This window comes from Rhodococcus sp. O3 (assembly GCF_048897285.1).
In the GTDB taxonomy this organism is placed as follows: Bacteria; Actinomycetota; Actinomycetes; order Mycobacteriales; family Mycobacteriaceae; genus Rhodococcus.
Window position 1 is genome coordinate 1 of the sequence record NZ_JBMBTE010000125.1, and the last position, 14,159, is coordinate 14,159.

The following is a 14,159-nucleotide window of genomic DNA, read 5'->3' on the forward strand; positions in this document are numbered from 1 at the left end:
CGAGCGGCGGCGTTCGCTGCTGGCCGCCGGCGTCACCGGCATCGGCGGAACGTTCCACGCCGGGGACGTCGTCGGGCTGGTCGGGCCGGACGGACGGACGGTGGCGCGCGGCGTCGTCGCCTACGACGCAAGCGAACTGGACTTCATGATCGGTTTCTCGACGCAGAACCTGCCGCCGGATCTGCAGCGGCCCGTCGTGCACGCCGACGACCTCGCCCGCCTCTAGATTCAGGACGCCGCCTGCAGCGGAGCTGCGACCAGGGCGGCGAGGGTTTCCGAGCAGCCCGCGTCGACCCGGACGTCCGCGAAGCGATCGCCGCGGGTGCGGCCGCGATTGACGATCGCGACCGGCTTACCGTCCGCGGCGGCCTTCCGCACGAACCGCAGCCCGGACTGCACCGTCAGCGAACTGCCCGCCACGAGCAGCGCGTCGGCCTCGTCGACGAGCGCGTACGCCCGCTCGACGCGGTCGCGGGGGACGAACTCACCGAAATACACGATGTCGGGTTTGAGCATCCCACCGCACCGCACGCAGTCCACGACCCGGAAGTCGTCGGTGTTCTCGACCACCGCATCCGCATCCGGTGCGACCTCCGAACCCGTCGTCGCGCGGACGTGTTCGAGGAAACCGGGATTGGCGGCGGTCAGGAGTTCGGAGAGCGTGAACCGCGAGATGCGATGGTCGCAGGCGAGGCAGCGCACCTGCGCGTAGGTGCCGTGCAGGTCCACCACGCGGCGGCTGCCGGCCTTGGTGTGCAGCAGGTCCACGTTCTGGGTGATCACCCCGAGCACCGTGCCGCGACGCTCCAGTGCGGCGAGTGCGCGATGCCCGTCGTTGGGGCGGGCGGCGTCCATGTGACGCCAGCCGATGTGATTGCGCGCCCAGTAGCGGCGGCGGAACACCGGATCGCCGACGAACTGCTGGAAGGTCATCGGGTTGCGCGGGGGCGAGGTCGGGCTCCGGTAGTCCGGGATGCCGGAATCGGTGCTGAGCCCGGCGCCGGTGAGAACCGCGACCCGACGCCCGGCCAGCAGCGAGTGCAGTTCGTCGATCACGTCGTCCACGGTAGCGCGACCGATCCGCGCGTTCCGTCCCGCGCGCCGCCGGCAGTGAACACAATGGACCGATGGCACCGACAGGCAAGTCGTCCGACGCCGTCGAACTGGTCGTCGGCGACCGGACCGTGCGCCTGACGCATCCGGACCGGGTGTACTTCCCGAAGACGGGCGCGACGAAACTGGACCTGGCGCAGTACTACCTGGCGGTCGGCGACGGCATCGTGCGGGCACTGCGGGAGCGGCCGTGCATGCTGCACCGCTTCCCGGACGGGCTCGACGGCGACAAGGTGCACCAGAAGCGCCTGCCGCGCGGCGCCCCGGACTGGGTGCAGACCGTGCAGGTCCACTTCCCGCGCTACGACCGCTACGCCGACGAACTGTGCGTCACCCACCTCGCGGACGTGGTGTGGGCGGTGCAGATGTCGACGGTCGAGTTCCACCCGTGGAACTCCCGGCGCGCGGACGTCGAGCGCCCCGACGAGTGGCGCATCGATCTGGATCCGATGCCGCAGTGCGACTTCGATACCGTGCGGCGCGTCGCCGGTGTCGTGCACGAGGTGCTCGACGAACTGGGCGCGACCGGGTGGCCGAAGGCGTCGGGCGGTCAGGGTCTGCACGTATACGTGCGGATCGAACCGCGGTGGGAGTTCGGTGACGTGCGCCGGGCCGCGCTCGCGTTCGCGCGGGAGATCGAGCGGCGGACTCCGAAGGACGTCACCACCACCTGGTGGCGCAAGGACCGGGATCCGACGAAGCTGTTCGTCGACTACAACCAGAACGCGCGCGACCACACGATCGCCGCGGCCTATTCGGTGCGCGGGGTCCCGGAAGCGACCGTGTCGACGCCGGTGCGGTGGGACGAGATCGACGACGTCGACCCCCGCGACCTCACGATGCGGACGGTGCCGGACCGGTTCGCGGAACTGGGCGATCTGCACGCCGGGATCGACGACGCGGTGTTCGCGCTCGATCCGCTGCTCGAGTGGGCGGACCGGGACGAAGCGTCCGGTCTCGAAGAGCCGGATCAGTAGCCCGCGCTGGTGTCGACGACCGCGACGAGTTCGGCGCCGGAGGCGAAGCGGGTGACGTTCTCGACGACGTGTTCGAGGAAGGCGGGCACCCGCAGCGCGGGTGGGTTCGAATCGTGCGGAGTGATGATCGCGTTCGGCAGCGACCACAGGGGATGACCGTCGGGGAGGGGTTCGGGATCGGTGACGTCGAGACCGGCACCGGCGATCGTTCCGGTGGAGAGGGCGTCGACGAGCGCGTCGGTGTCGACGAGCGATCCGCGGGCGACGTTGACGACCCACGCCGTCGGCTTCATCGCCGCGAACTGGCGGGCACCGACCAGCCGCACGGTCTTCGCGGTCGCGGGGGCGGCGATCACGAAATGGTCTGCAGCGGGCCAGAGTTCGTCGATCCGTTCGACCGGGAGCGTCTCGGTGGCGCCGGGGACCGGACGGCCGCTGCGGGTCACCGCGAGCGAATGTGCGCCGATGCCGGCCAGCATCGGGATCAGCGCCCGGCCGATACCGCCGGCGCCGACGATGCCGACGGTCGCACCGCGCAGTGTGCCGAGATGCGGGTAGAACTCCGTCGGCGTCCACGACGACGCGGCCAGGTGGGCGGGCAGTGCCCGCACTCCGGCGAGGAGCAGCGCCAGGGCGTGCTCGGCGACCGTGGCGGCGAAGGCCCCGGCCGCGGAGGTCCAGGTCAGCTGCGGATGCGCCTTCACGGTGCCGCTCTCGAGCCACTGCTCGACCCCTGCGGCGGGCAACTGCACCCAGCGCACCGACTCGGGTAACGACGCCGGGAACTCGGCGGGTCCACCGGTCCACACCAGCGCGTCGGGTTGCTCGTCGAGCCGGCACGGCACGCCGCCGCCGCGCACTATCGCCTCCTCGAACGACACGTCCGGGGCGGGACCGACAGCGATACGGGGCGGACGCGTGAAGGTCATGGTTCCGACTCTATTCGCGCGCCCGCCCCGGGGCATCTCGTGTGCTGTGCTCAGACGACCTCGACGAGCGGGTAGACGCCGTTCTCGTCGTGAACCTCACGGCCGGTCACCGGCGGATTGAACACGCACAGCATCCGCATCCGGGTGTCCGGTTCGACGCGATGCCGCTCGTGGCCGTTCAGCAGGTACATCGTGCCCGGCGCCAGCGGGTAGACGGTGCCGGTCTCGAGGTCGGTGAGGGTGCCGGTGCCCTCGACGAGCCACACCGCCTCGACGTGGTTCGCGTAGTGGAACTCGTTGACGGTGCCGGCCTGGATGGTGGTCTCGTGGAACGAGAATCCGACGCGGTCGCCGCCGAGCACGATGCGCTTGCTGCGCCAGTTCCCGTTCTCGGCCTCGACATCGCGGTCGGTGCCGGTGATTTCGTCGGTGGTGCGTACGATCATGAAAAATCCTCTGCTGTAAAGACTTTCGCCGACAGGCTGCGGGTGCGGATCAGGCGCAGACCTTCGCGGTGGCCTCGGCGATGATGTTGAGCCCGTACTCGAGCTCGTCCTCGGTGACGGTCAGCGGCGGCAGCAGCTTGACGACCTCGTCGGACGGTCCCGCGGTCTCCGCGAGCAGACCCTCCTCGAACGCGAACGCGCACACCTTCTGCGCGTCGCTCGGATCGTCGAACACCAGACCCTGGACCAGGCCGCGACCGCGGGTCGACACGCCGTCGAACATCGTCGCCAGGTTCATGAACGTCTGGCGGATCCGTTCCCCCTTCCGCAGGGTGTCGCGTTCGAGGCGATCGTCGGACCAGTAGTGGTCGAGGGCGGCCCGCGCGGTCACGAACGCGGGGTTGTTGCCGCGGAACGTGCCGTTGTGCTCGCCCGGGCCCCACACGTCCAGTTCGCGCTTGAACAGGGTCAGCGCCAGCGGAAGCCCGTAGCCGCCGATCGACTTCGACAGGGTCACGATGTCCGGCGTGATGCCCGCGGCCTCGAAGGAGAAGAACGGTCCGGTGCGGCCGCAGCCCATCTGCACGTCGTCGACGATGAGCAGGATGCCGCGTTCGGTGCACAGATCGGCCAGGGCGCGCAGCCACTCGGGGCGCGCGACGTTCACGCCGCCCTCGCCCTGCACGGTCTCCACGATCACCGCGGCCGGCCGGTTCAGGCCGCTGCCCGAATCGTCGAGGACGCGCGAGAACCAGTGGAAGTCCTCGGTGGCGCCGTCGAAGTAGCCGTCGAACGGCATCGGGGTCGCGTGCACGAGCGGCACACCCGCGCCGGCGCGCTTCATGGAATTGCCGGTCACCGACAGCGAACCCAGCGTCATACCGTGAAAAGCGTTGGTGAAGTTGACGATCGACTCTCGGCCGGTCACCTTGCGGGCCAGTTTCAGTGCGGCCTCGACGGTGTTGGTTCCGGTCGGGCCGGGGAACTGCACCTTGTAGTCCAGTCCGCGCGGTTCGAGGATGGTGCGTTCGAACGATTCGAGCAGTTCCCGCTTGGCCACGGTGTGCATGTCCAGGCTGTGGGTGATGCCGTCGTTCATGATGTAGTCCACGAGCGCGGTCTTGAGCACCGGGTTGTTGTGCCCGTAGTTCAGGGCGCCGGCGCCGGCGAAGAAGTCGAGGTAGTCCTTGCCGTTCTCGTCGCGCAGCCACGAGCCCGAGGCGGTTTCGAAAACCGTGGGCCAGGAGCGACTGTAGCTGCGTACCTCGGATTCGAGATTCTCGAAAATGTCGGTCCGAGAAATTTCACGCTGTTCCAGGATGGTCATTTCTGCGTGCTCCTCCTGTTTTGAATTGTGATCGGGACCGAAAATTTCAGTCGCCGATTGTGTAGAGATCTTCGGGCAGGTGGGAATCGGGGAAATCGTCCGCTGCGAACAGATCGGTGCGCGTGATTTGGGTGCCGCGTTGCTGGGCGACGGCCGTGAACAACGCGATCGAGGCCGAGTTGTCCGGACTGATGGTGGTCTCCAGGCGAGTCACGCCGCAGTGGCGGAGCCGGTCCAGGAGCGTGTGCAGCATCCGGGCCGCCACGCCGCGTCCCCGCTGATCTTCGTCGACGGCGACCTGCCACACGAACAACGTGCCGGGGGCCTCGGGGCGGCGGTAGCCGGTGACGAACCCGACCGGCCGGTCGAACTCGTCGGTCGCAACGATCGACGTCGCGGCGTAGTCACGGCACCACAGCACATATGCATACGAGGAATTGACATCGAGCACCCGGGAATCGCGAGCGATCTCCCAGATCCGAATTCCGTCTGCGATACGAGGTGTCCTGAACTGCAATTCGGCCGGCGTTCGCAAGCTCGATTCGGCCGGCGCGAGGGTCGGGGTACTTCTCTCCGTAACGGGCGTCATAAGTAATGGCAACGTAACAACCACGTGTGCCGAAATCACGCGCGTCGCGGAAATCGATCTTCGGAACCCCCGGTTATACGCAGGTAAGAGCACCCGAGTGAGATGGGCCACATCGTGTAGCGATCGATGCGGCCCCGCCGATTACTTCGGGCTCGCCAGCGCGAACGGGAGCACCGCTTCGGCGCCCGCCGCACGCAGCGTCCGCGCCGCCATCGTCAGCGTCCACCCCGTGTCGGTCACGGCGTCGACCAGCAGTACCGGACCGTGCACATCCGTGAGGTCCGGCGGGATCCACGCGTCGACGAGCGCGGCGATGCGATAGGCCGAGTTCGCCGCCGTCACCGGCGGCCGCCCCGGACGGGACCGCAACGTGCCCAGATCGCGCAGGCGGCCGACTCGGGCCAGGCCCGCGGACAGCGACCCGACGAGCAGCGGATGGGACTCCGACTCCACCGCCATCACCGCGACCGGGCGCTGCGCCCAGTCCCACGCGGCGAGCACCGAGATCGCGGCCCGCATGAGCTCGTCCGGGGCCGGGGCGTCCGGGCCGTCCAGCAGCGCGCGCAGTCGCGGCCCCCACCCCAGATCGGACAGCCGGCCCAGCACCCGGCCGGGTTCGGGTCCGTCGGTGATCCGCCCGGACAGTGACACCCCCAGTTTCGCCATGCCCGTCGGCCACTGCTTGCGCGGCGCGAGATCGACACCCGGCCGGTCCAGGCGCGCCACTGTCTGCGCGACACCTGCCTCGTCCACGTCGGTGCTCCAGCGCGGGCCGCAGCAGTTGTCGCACCGGCCGCAGCCATCGGCGGTGGCCGTGAGCTCCGGATCGTCGAGCTGCCGGCGGAGGAACAGCATCCGGCACTCGGTGGTGCGTTCGTATTCGAGCATCGCGGCCTGCTCGGTGGCGCGGGCTTCCTCGAGCCGGGCGTAGCGCGGTGCGTCGTAGTGCCACGGCTGCCCGGTCGCGACCCAACCGCCCTTGACGCGGCGCACCGCACCGTCGACGTCGAGCACCTTGAGCACCATCTCGAGCCGTGACCGGTTCAGATCCACCAGCGGCTCGATCGCCGGCGTCGACTGCGGACGGTCGGTGTCGAGCACCTCGACGACCCGGCGCACCAGCGCCTCGTCGGGGAACGCGACCGACGCGAACCACTTCCAGATCTGCTGATCCTCACGTCCGGGCAGGAGAACGACCTCGGCGCGGTCGGTGGAGCGGCCCGCGCGGCCGACCTGCTGGTAGTAGGAGATGGGGGAGGACGGTGCCCCGAGATGCACCACGAACCCCAGGTCCGGTTTGTCGAAGCCCATCCCCAGCGCCGACGTCGCCACCAGCGCCTTGACACGGTTGTTCAGCAGATCCGCCTCGAGTTGCTCGCGTTCGGCGGTGTCCGTCTGACCGGTGTACGCGGCGACCGCGTAACCCCGCTCGGCGAGCAATGCCGCCAGATCCTGCGCCGCCGACACGGTCAGCGTGTAGACGATGCCCGAGCCGGGCAGCTCACCCAGATGCTGGGTCAGCCACGCCGCGCGGCGCGCGGGTTCGTCGATCCGGACGACCGACAGGTGCAGCGAGGGGCGGTCCAGGCCGCCGCGCAGCACCAGCGTTTCCCCCGTGCCCTCGCCGACGCCCAGCTGGGCGGCCACGTCGGCCACGACCCGGTCGTTCGCGGTCGCGGTCGTCGCCAGCACGGGGATGCCCTCGCCGAGTTCGGCGACGAGCGTGCGGATCCGCCGGTAGTCCGGGCGGAAGTCGTGACCCCAATCGGATACGCAGTGCGCCTCGTCGACGACGACGAGACCGGCATCGCGGGCCAGGGCCGGCAGTACCTGATCGCGAAAGTCCGGGTTGTTCAACCGTTCCGGGCTGACCAGCAGGACGTCGATCTCACCGGAAGCGATGCGTTCGTGGATCTCGTCCCACTCGGTGACGTTGCCGGAGTTGATCGTTGCCGCCCGCACCCCGGCGCGTTCGGCGGACTCGACCTGGTTGCGCATGAGGGCGAGCAACGGCGAGACGATCACGGTCGGACCGTGCCCGTGCGCGCGCAGCAGCTTTGCGGAAATGAAGTACACCGCGGACTTGCCCCACCCGGTGCGCTGCACCACGAGCGCGCGGCGCCGCCGCACCACGAGCGCCTCGATCGCCGTCCACTGGTCCTCGCGCAGGCGCGCGTGCGGGCCGGCCAGTTCTCGCAGGAGTCGTTCGGCTTCGTCACGCAGATTCGTCGTCGCGATACTCATGCCGACCATCGTGCCGGAACGGGGTGACACGGGGACGCCGGTCGGTGGCTCCCGGTGCCAGTGGGTCGGTGTCGCGTCGAATGCACAGCCCGGCGCGGTGAACGGTCACAACCATGCGACGAGCGCGCAACGATCCTACGAGCGCGGTTCCGGTAACAGACCTGCTGGTCGCCACGATGGCACTCAGTGCCGCAACTGTAGAAGATGTTGCGCAGCAGTACTTTACGCCGATCGGGTAGTCTTGTCCGGGCTGTGCGGCAGGCGAGTGGTGTGGGTCCCTCGGGCCGGAAGAATGTGACGGGCATTTCCCTGCGGCGGCTAATCTGGGCGCATGAACGGGCACCACCTCCTTTCCGATGTCACGTCGGAGTCGAACCGAATTCACCACTCCGCGTTTCGGAACAAGATCGTTTCCGCCGAGGAGGCAGTGCAGCACATCCACGCCGGCGACACCGTCGCAATCAGCGGTTTCGCGAGCGCGGGTACTCCCAAGGCGGTGACCCCGGCGCTCGCCGACCGGATCCGCCGCTCCCGTGCCACCGGCGCGGACTTCGCAGTCAACCTGCTCACCGGAGCATCGGTGTCCGCCGAGACCGAGCGGATGCTCGCCGAGGTCGACGGCATCTCGTTGCGCATGCCCTATCAGGCCGAGCCCTCTGCTCGCCGGTCCATCAATTGCGGTGGCATGGATTACGTCGACATCCACCTGTCCCACGTCGCCCAGCAGGTCTGGGAGGGGTACTACGGGCACGTCGACGTCGCCGTCGTCGAGGTCTCCGGCATCACCGCGGACGGCGAGCTGATCCCGTCCGCGTCGATCGGCAACAACAAGACCTGGCTCGACGTCGCGGAGAAGGTCATCCTCGAGGTCAACTCCTGGGTGCCGGCCGCGATGAACGGGATCCACGACGTGTACTACGGCACCGCGTTGCCCCCGCATCGCAAGCCCATCATGCTCACCGGCGTCGAGGACCGCATCGGTCAGCCCACCTTCCGGGTGGACCCGGAGAAGGTCATCGCCGTCGTCGAAACCCACGCCCGCGACAGCGCCAGCCCGCTGACCCCGCCGGACGCCGTCAGCCAGGCGATCGCCGCGCACGTGCTGGACTTCTTCGAGCACGAGATCAGCCGTGGCCGTCTGCCCGCCGACACGTTGCTGCCGCTGCAGTCCGGCGTCGGCAATGTCGCCAACGCGGTGCTCCAGGGTCTCGACGCAGGCCCGCACAAGGGATTGACCTGCTATTCGGAGGTCATCCAGGACGGCATGCTGCACCTGATCAAGCACGGCACCGTGCGGTTCGCGTCGGCGACCTCCCTCGCGCTGAGCGAGGCCGGCATCGACGAACTGGTCTCCAACATCGACTTCTACCGCGAGCACATCCTGCTGCGGCCCCAGGAGATCAGTAACCACCCGGAGGTGGTGCGGCGCCTGGGCATCATCGCGATGAACGGCATGCTCGAGGCCGACATCTACGGCAACGTGAACTCCACCCACGTCATGGGCACCAAGATCATGAACGGTATCGGTGGGTCCGGCGACTTCGCGCGCAACGGTTACCTGTCGATGTTCCTGAGCCCCTCGACCGCCAAGGGCGGCAGCATCTCCTCGATCGTGCCGATGGTGCCGCACGTCGACCACACCGAGCACGACACCCAGGTGCTGGTCACCGAGCAGGGCCTGGCCGATCTGCGCGGGCTGTCTCCGCGGCGTCGCGCCCGCGTCGTCATCGACAACTGCGCGCACCCCGACTACCGGGACGCGCTGCACGACTATGTCGCGCGGGCCGAGGCCGTCGTCGGCGGCCACACCCCGCACCTTCTCGGTGAGGCGCTGTCGTTCCATCAGCGGTTCGAGGAAACCGGGTCCATGCTTCCGTGATCGGCTACCGCGCCGGTCGGTGGATCAGTTTCCACCCACCGGCGCGGGGTCGATCTGCTGCGGCGGCAGCGACTCGGTGAGCGCGGCCGACACTTCCTGCAAGGGGGACGGTCCGGACCCGTTCGGCACCGTCAACGCGACGTAGACGGGCCGGTCCACCGCGAACCACGTGCTCGCGGCGATGCCTTCGGCTTCGCCCGACACCTCGAACCACTGCACGCCGTCGACGACCTGCAGCGCCGCCGCCGCATCGAACTCGGCGGGACGATCCAGACCGCACCGCAGCACCACCGGTTCCGCATCGGCGATCTGCCAGGCCGCGGTACCGGCCGGAACGGGCTCGACCAGCTCGGCGCGCGTGTAGTCCCCGAGCTTCTCGGGCAGTGCCGCGAGCAGATCCGCGCACTCGGCGGATTCGGCCTGCGGTGCGGGAACCGGCCCGAGTGCGAGCGGGCCGAGCACCGGATTGCGGTTGATGATCACCGCGGCGACGACGACTCCGGCGAGCAACGCGACCGGCAGTGCGATGGCCGTCGCGATCACCGCGGGATGGCGGCGTTCCTCCTCGACCGCCTGCGCTTCGGCGCCGGCGGAGTCGGATTCGGGTTCGGGAGAAGAATCGGATTCGATCATCAGGTCCATCTTCGGGAGCGGTAGCGTGACCCGAACCTATCAGTGCCTGTCGCGGCGCCGGACCACACCGGCCGGAGCCGGAAGGAGACTTCTGCCACCGTGCCCGAGCCCACCGGCCCCACCGTCGCCGAACTCGGCGAATTCCCCGTCATCGATCGCGCGACCGCCGGCCGCCGCCAGCCCGCGACGACCCTGGTCGGGCCGGGACACGATGCAGCGCTCGTCGCCGCGTCCGACGGCCGGGTCGCGATCTCCACGGACATGCTCGTCGAGGGCAGGCACTTCCGGCTGGACTGGTCGAGTCCGCAGCAGGTCGGCCGCAAGGCCGCGGCACAGAACGGCGCGGACGTCGCGGCGCTCGGCGCCCGACCGACCGCGTTCGTCGTCGCACTCGGGTGCCCGCCCGGCACCCCCGTGGCCGTGCTCGAGGGAATCTCCGCCGGTCTGGGGGAAGCGGCCGAGGAGATGGGCGCGGGAGTCGTCGGTGGCGATCTCGTGCAAGCCGATCAGCTGATCGTCTCGGTGACGGTGCTCGGCGACCTCGAAGGCCGGGCGCCGCTGTTGCGGACCGCGGCCCGGCCCGGTGACGTCGTCGCACTGGCCGGTACCCTCGGCCGCTCCGCCGCGGGGTTGGCACTGCTGCTCGCCGGTCACGCCGGTCACGCCGGTCACGCCGATCTGGTCGAGGCCCACCGTGTTCCGGCTCCGCCCTATCCGGCGGGGCCGGCGGCGGCGCGGGCGGGTGCGCGCGCCGGGACCGACATCTCGGACGGCCTGCTCGCCGATCTCGGGCACATCGCGGGCGCGTCGGCGGTGGCGATCGACGTCGATTCCGGCCTGCTCGAACCCGGCGACGATCTGCGCGCCGCCGCGGCGGACCTGAACGCCGATCCGTGGGAGTGGGTGCTGACCGGGGGAGAGGACCACGCACTGGCCGCCTGCTTCCCGCCGGAGGTGGCGCTTCCCGAGGGCTGGAACCGCATCGGCTCGGTGCGTGCGGGGTCGGGCGTCACCGTCGACGGCCGCGACCACGCGGGCCCCGGCGGCTGGCAGAGCTTCTCGAGATAGGTTTTTGCGTATGGCTGTCTATGCACTCGGCGATCGCGTCCCCGATATCCACCCCGATGCGTGGGTGCACCCCGATGCCGTGGTGATCGGCAACGTCACCCTCGGAGCACACGCGTCGGTGTGGCCGACGGCGGTGCTGCGCGGCGACTACGGCTCCATCACGGTCGGTGAGTACACCAACATCCAGGACGGATCGATCATCCACACCACGGCGATCCAGTCGACGATCATCGGCGCCCGCTGCGTGGTCGGGCACAACGCCCACATCGAGAGCGCCACCATCGGCGACGGCTGCCTCGTCGGCTCCGGGTCGCTCGTACTCAACGGCGCGACGCTCGGTGCCGGATCGCAGGTCGCCGCGGGCGCGCTCGTCCCGCCGCGGTTCGAACTGCCGGAACGGCGCATGGCCATGGGCGTGCCCGCCAAGGTCCGGGAGGGCTACGAACTCCCCGAGGGCAACTTCGAGGAGAACGCGAAGATGTACGCGGCGAACGCCGACTACTACCGCACCGCGCTGCGCCGCATCGACTAGGGGGATTTGCGTGACGGACCAACTCGCCGATCCGGACACCCCGACCGGCCCGCGGCCGCTCGCCGAGGTCGTCGAGGCCGGCTGGGCGCAGGCCCTCGCACCGGTCGCCGACGACATCGCGGCGATGGGGCAGTTCCTGCGCAGCGAGAACGCCGCCGGTCGCGGCTATCTCCCGGCCGGCAGCAATGTGCTGCGCGCCTTCACTCAGCCGTTCGACCGAGTGCGGGTGCTCATCGTCGGACAGGACCCCTACCCGACGCCGGGACATGCGGTCGGCCTGAGCTTCTCCGTCGCACCCGACGTGCGGCCTGTGCCGCGCAGCCTTGCGAACATCTACCGCGAATACACCGAGGACCTGGGCCTGCCGGTGCCTGCGAACGGCGACCTGACGCCGTGGGCGGCGCAGGGTGTGCTGCTGCTCAACAGGGTGCTCACCGTGCAGCCGGGTCAGCCCGCCTCGCATCGCGGCAAGGGATGGGAGGTCGTCACCGAGCAGGCGATCCGGGCGCTCGTCGCGCGTGACACCCCGCTGGTGGCGATCCTGTGGGGCCGTGACGCAGCGACCTTGAAGCCGATGCTCGGGAACGTGCCCACCGTCGAGTCCGCGCACCCGTCGCCGCTGTCCGCATCCCGTGGATTCTTCGGCTCGCGACCGTTCAGCCGCGCGAACGCTCTCCTCGAACAGCAGGGCGGCGAGCCGGTGGACTGGCGCCTGGCCTGACCACCGGCCCGCGCCGCCTCAATTCAGTTCTGCTTCAGCGAGCCGAAATCCGGGCGGCGCTTCTCGACGAACGCGTTCACGCCCTCGATACCCGTCGGCGACACCGCCGCTGTCGAGATCGACGCGAGTTCGGCGTCGAGCTGTTCGGCGAGCGTCCGGTGCTGCGAGTCCGCCACCAGGCGGCGGATGCCGGCGTAGGCCGCGGTCGGTCCGTTGGCGAGAGTCCGCGCGATGCGCAGCGCCTCGCTCTGGATCTCGTCGTCGGCGACGAGGCGGCTCAGCAGGCCGAGGCGCACGGCCTCGTCCGCGGCGACCACCGCGTCCGTGAGGATCATCTCGCGGGCCCGGGCGACCCCGACCACCCGCGGCAGCGTCCAGGACATGCCGCCGTCCGGCGTGTATCCGATCGACGGGTACGCCGGGCGCAGCTTCGTCGACGGGCCGCCGAGCGCGATGTCGGCGTGCAGCACGATGCTCATCCCGGCTCCGGCGGCCCAGCCGTGCACCGCCGCGACGACGGGCACACCCACGGCGTCGAGGGCCAGCACGAACTCGTGGAATCGGCCGGCGATGTCGGCGACGTGCGCGCTGCGGTCCTCGGCGGCGGCGAATCCGCGCACGTTCCCACCCGCGCAGAAGTTGGAGCCTTCGCCCACCAGCAGGACGGCGCCGACCTCGGGTCCGGCGGCACGCAGGGCCGCGGTGCCCTGATCGACTCCGGCGGGGGACAGGGAGGCGCCGTTCTCGGCGGTCGCCACGGCGATGCGCAGGACCCCGTCGGTCGCGCTCACGAGCGGCGCGGAGGTATCGGTCACAGAAGTTTCGGTCACCTTCGGCACACTAGCCGCCGGACCGAACCTCACAAAACGGCAAATACCCCCGGCGACGAACGCCGGGGGTATTTGTGGTCTCTGCTCGATCAGCCGCGAACGACCTTGCCCGCCTTCAGGCAGGAGGTGCACACGTTGATCTTGCGGGTGTTGCCCGGGGCAACCTGGGCACGCACGCTCTGGATGTTCGGGTTCCAGCGACGATTGGTACGCCGGTGCGAGTGCGAGACCGACTTCCCGAAGCCGGGGCCCTTGGCGCATACGTCGCAGACGGCAGCCATGTCGCGAACTCCTTGTTATGTAGTGGATATTGTCATTCTTGTCCTGCGAACACGGGAAACTGTCGTCGCCCGTGCGAGGCAACCCTGCAAGCGTAGCGAATGCGGCAGCCGATGACCAAACCGGCCGCCTTCCGGCCGCCCGGTTACCCTTTCGACATCGGAAATCGGCGGGTTGCGGAAGAGGTGTCCACAGTTGTTCGAAGCGGGGGACGTGGTGGACGCACAGGCGCTGCGCCGCTGGGCGGAGCTCGGGCTCAAGGCCATCGAGGAGCGCCACGACGAGATCAACGTCCTCAACGTCTTCCCCGTCCCGGACGGTGACACCGGCACCAACCTGCTGATCACCGTGCGGTCCGCGGTGGAGGGTCTGCGCGCGTCCGGTACGCGGGAGACGGCCGCCGGGGTCCTGGACGCCCTCGCGCGCGGCGCGTTCACCGGAGCCCGCGGCAACTCCGGCGTGATCCTCGCGCAGATCCTGCGCGGAATGGCCGACGCCACCGCGACCGCGGAGCAGCTCGATGCGCCCGGGATCGCCCACGCGCTGGACCGTGCGGCCGCCGCGGTGATGCGGGCGCTGAGCACCCCCGCCG

General features: G+C 69.7%; 16 protein-coding genes. 7 read left to right on the forward strand and 9 right to left on the reverse strand.

What is annotated here, in order from left to right; translation table 11 throughout:
• On the forward strand, positions 1–226 hold a 226-nt coding region (locus ACN675_RS23860; RefSeq protein WP_420753192.1), incomplete at its 5' end, for a PUA domain-containing protein.
• A gap of 2 nt (positions 227–228) precedes the next feature.
• On the opposite strand, the gene ACN675_RS23865 is transcribed toward ACN675_RS23860, so the two are convergent.
• The gene (locus ACN675_RS23865; RefSeq protein WP_420753193.1) at positions 229–1,056 is read right to left on the reverse strand and encodes an NAD-dependent protein deacetylase; all 828 of its coding nucleotides are present in this window, start codon (positions 1,054–1,056) and stop codon (positions 229–231) included.
• 71 nt (positions 1,057–1,127) lie between these two features.
• Between ACN675_RS23865 and ligD the strand changes: the two genes are divergently transcribed.
• The gene (gene ligD, locus ACN675_RS23870; RefSeq protein ID WP_420753194.1) at positions 1,128–2,090 is read left to right on the forward strand and encodes a non-homologous end-joining DNA ligase; all 963 of its coding nucleotides are present in this window, start codon (positions 1,128–1,130) and stop codon (positions 2,088–2,090) included.
• Here ligD and ACN675_RS23875 read toward each other — a convergent pair.
• The 5 genes from ACN675_RS23875 to ACN675_RS23895 form a co-directional block, all read right to left on the reverse strand.
• Complete coding sequence (locus ACN675_RS23875; RefSeq protein ID WP_420753195.1) at positions 2,084–3,019, reverse strand: D-isomer specific 2-hydroxyacid dehydrogenase family protein; 936 nt, start codon at positions 3,017–3,019, stop codon at positions 2,084–2,086. The two genes, ligD and ACN675_RS23875, sit on opposite strands and share 7 nt — an antisense overlap.
• Positions 3,020–3,069: 50 nt before the next feature.
• Positions 3,070–3,465, reverse strand: coding sequence for an ectoine synthase (locus ACN675_RS23880; protein ID WP_197256180.1), 396 nt, complete (start codon positions 3,463–3,465; stop codon positions 3,070–3,072).
• Positions 3,466–3,514: 49 nt separating this feature from the next.
• On the reverse strand, positions 3,515–4,792 hold the full coding sequence (gene ectB, locus ACN675_RS23885) for a diaminobutyrate--2-oxoglutarate transaminase (RefSeq protein WP_420753196.1): 1,278 nt from the start codon (positions 4,790–4,792) through the stop codon (positions 3,515–3,517).
• A gap of 46 nt (positions 4,793–4,838) precedes the next feature.
• Positions 4,839–5,381 (reverse strand): diaminobutyrate acetyltransferase, encoded by a 543-nt coding sequence (gene ectA / locus ACN675_RS23890; RefSeq protein ID WP_420753205.1) that lies wholly within the window; start codon positions 5,379–5,381, stop codon positions 4,839–4,841.
• 141 nt (positions 5,382–5,522) lie between these two features.
• Entirely contained in the window at positions 5,523–7,625 is a 2,103-nt protein-coding gene (locus ACN675_RS23895) for a RecQ family ATP-dependent DNA helicase (RefSeq protein WP_420753197.1), read from the reverse strand.
• 331 nt (positions 7,626–7,956) lie between these two features.
• Between ACN675_RS23895 and ACN675_RS23900 the strand changes: the two genes are divergently transcribed.
• Entirely contained in the window at positions 7,957–9,504 is a 1,548-nt protein-coding gene (locus ACN675_RS23900; protein ID WP_420753198.1) for an acetyl-CoA hydrolase/transferase family protein, read from the forward strand.
• Between the two features lie 24 nt (positions 9,505–9,528).
• Here ACN675_RS23900 and ACN675_RS23905 read toward each other — a convergent pair whose 3' ends face one another.
• Positions 9,529–10,137, reverse strand: a complete 609-nt coding sequence (locus ACN675_RS23905; protein WP_420753199.1) for a DUF3515 domain-containing protein — start codon at positions 10,135–10,137, stop codon at positions 9,529–9,531.
• A gap of 99 nt (positions 10,138–10,236) precedes the next feature.
• Between ACN675_RS23905 and ACN675_RS23910 the strand changes: the two genes are divergently transcribed.
• The 3 genes from ACN675_RS23910 to ACN675_RS23920 are packed head-to-tail and all read left to right on the forward strand — an operon-like array spanning position 10,237 to position 12,458.
• Complete coding sequence (locus ACN675_RS23910) at positions 10,237–11,205, forward strand: thiamine-phosphate kinase (RefSeq protein WP_420753200.1); 969 nt, start codon at positions 10,237–10,239, stop codon at positions 11,203–11,205.
• A gap of 10 nt (positions 11,206–11,215) precedes the next feature.
• Positions 11,216–11,737: a gamma carbonic anhydrase family protein gene (locus ACN675_RS23915; protein WP_420753201.1), complete on the forward strand. Its 522-nt coding sequence runs from the start codon at positions 11,216–11,218 to the stop codon at positions 11,735–11,737.
• Between the two features lie 10 nt (positions 11,738–11,747).
• Entirely contained in the window at positions 11,748–12,458 is a 711-nt protein-coding gene (locus ACN675_RS23920) for a uracil-DNA glycosylase (RefSeq protein WP_420753202.1), read from the forward strand.
• 23 nt (positions 12,459–12,481) lie between these two features.
• Here ACN675_RS23920 and ACN675_RS23925 read toward each other — a convergent pair whose 3' ends face one another.
• Both ACN675_RS23925 and rpmB read right to left on the reverse strand, forming a co-directional pair.
• Positions 12,482–13,288 (reverse strand): enoyl-CoA hydratase-related protein, encoded by an 807-nt coding sequence (locus tag ACN675_RS23925; protein WP_420753203.1) that lies wholly within the window; start codon positions 13,286–13,288, stop codon positions 12,482–12,484.
• Positions 13,289–13,377: 89 nt separating this feature from the next.
• Complete coding sequence (rpmB, locus tag ACN675_RS23930) at positions 13,378–13,569, reverse strand: 50S ribosomal protein L28 (protein ID WP_197256166.1); 192 nt, start codon at positions 13,567–13,569, stop codon at positions 13,378–13,380.
• 193 nt (positions 13,570–13,762) lie between these two features.
• Between rpmB and ACN675_RS23935 the strand changes: the two genes are divergently transcribed.
• A partial coding sequence (locus ACN675_RS23935; protein WP_420753204.1) for a DAK2 domain-containing protein occupies positions 13,763–14,159 on the forward strand: 397 nt, incomplete at its 3' end.

Excerpts from the sequence above, each read along its gene's own strand:
- ligD (WP_420753194.1), top strand. The coding sequence starts at position 1,128 with ATGGCACCGACAGGCAAGTCGTCCGACGCCGTCGAACTGGTCGTCGGC.
- ACN675_RS23875 (WP_420753195.1), bottom strand. The coding sequence starts at position 3,019 with ATGACCTTCACGCGTCCGCCCCGTATCGCTGTCGGTCCCGCCCCGGAC.
- ACN675_RS23880 (WP_197256180.1), bottom strand. The coding sequence starts at position 3,465 with ATGATCGTACGCACCACCGACGAAATCACCGGCACCGACCGCGATGTC.
- ectB (WP_420753196.1), bottom strand. The coding sequence starts at position 4,792 with ATGACCATCCTGGAACAGCGTGAAATTTCTCGGACCGACATTTTCGAG.
- ectA (WP_420753205.1), bottom strand. The coding sequence starts at position 5,381 with ATGACGCCCGTTACGGAGAGAAGTACCCCGACCCTCGCGCCGGCCGAA.
- ACN675_RS23895 (WP_420753197.1), bottom strand. The coding sequence starts at position 7,625 with ATGAGTATCGCGACGACGAATCTGCGTGACGAAGCCGAACGACTCCTG.
- ACN675_RS23900 (WP_420753198.1), top strand. The coding sequence starts at position 7,957 with ATGAACGGGCACCACCTCCTTTCCGATGTCACGTCGGAGTCGAACCGA.
- ACN675_RS23905 (WP_420753199.1), bottom strand. The coding sequence starts at position 10,137 with ATGATCGAATCCGATTCTTCTCCCGAACCCGAATCCGACTCCGCCGGC.
- ACN675_RS23915 (WP_420753201.1), top strand. The coding sequence starts at position 11,216 with ATGGCTGTCTATGCACTCGGCGATCGCGTCCCCGATATCCACCCCGAT.
- rpmB (WP_197256166.1), bottom strand. The coding sequence starts at position 13,569 with ATGGCTGCCGTCTGCGACGTATGCGCCAAGGGCCCCGGCTTCGGGAAG.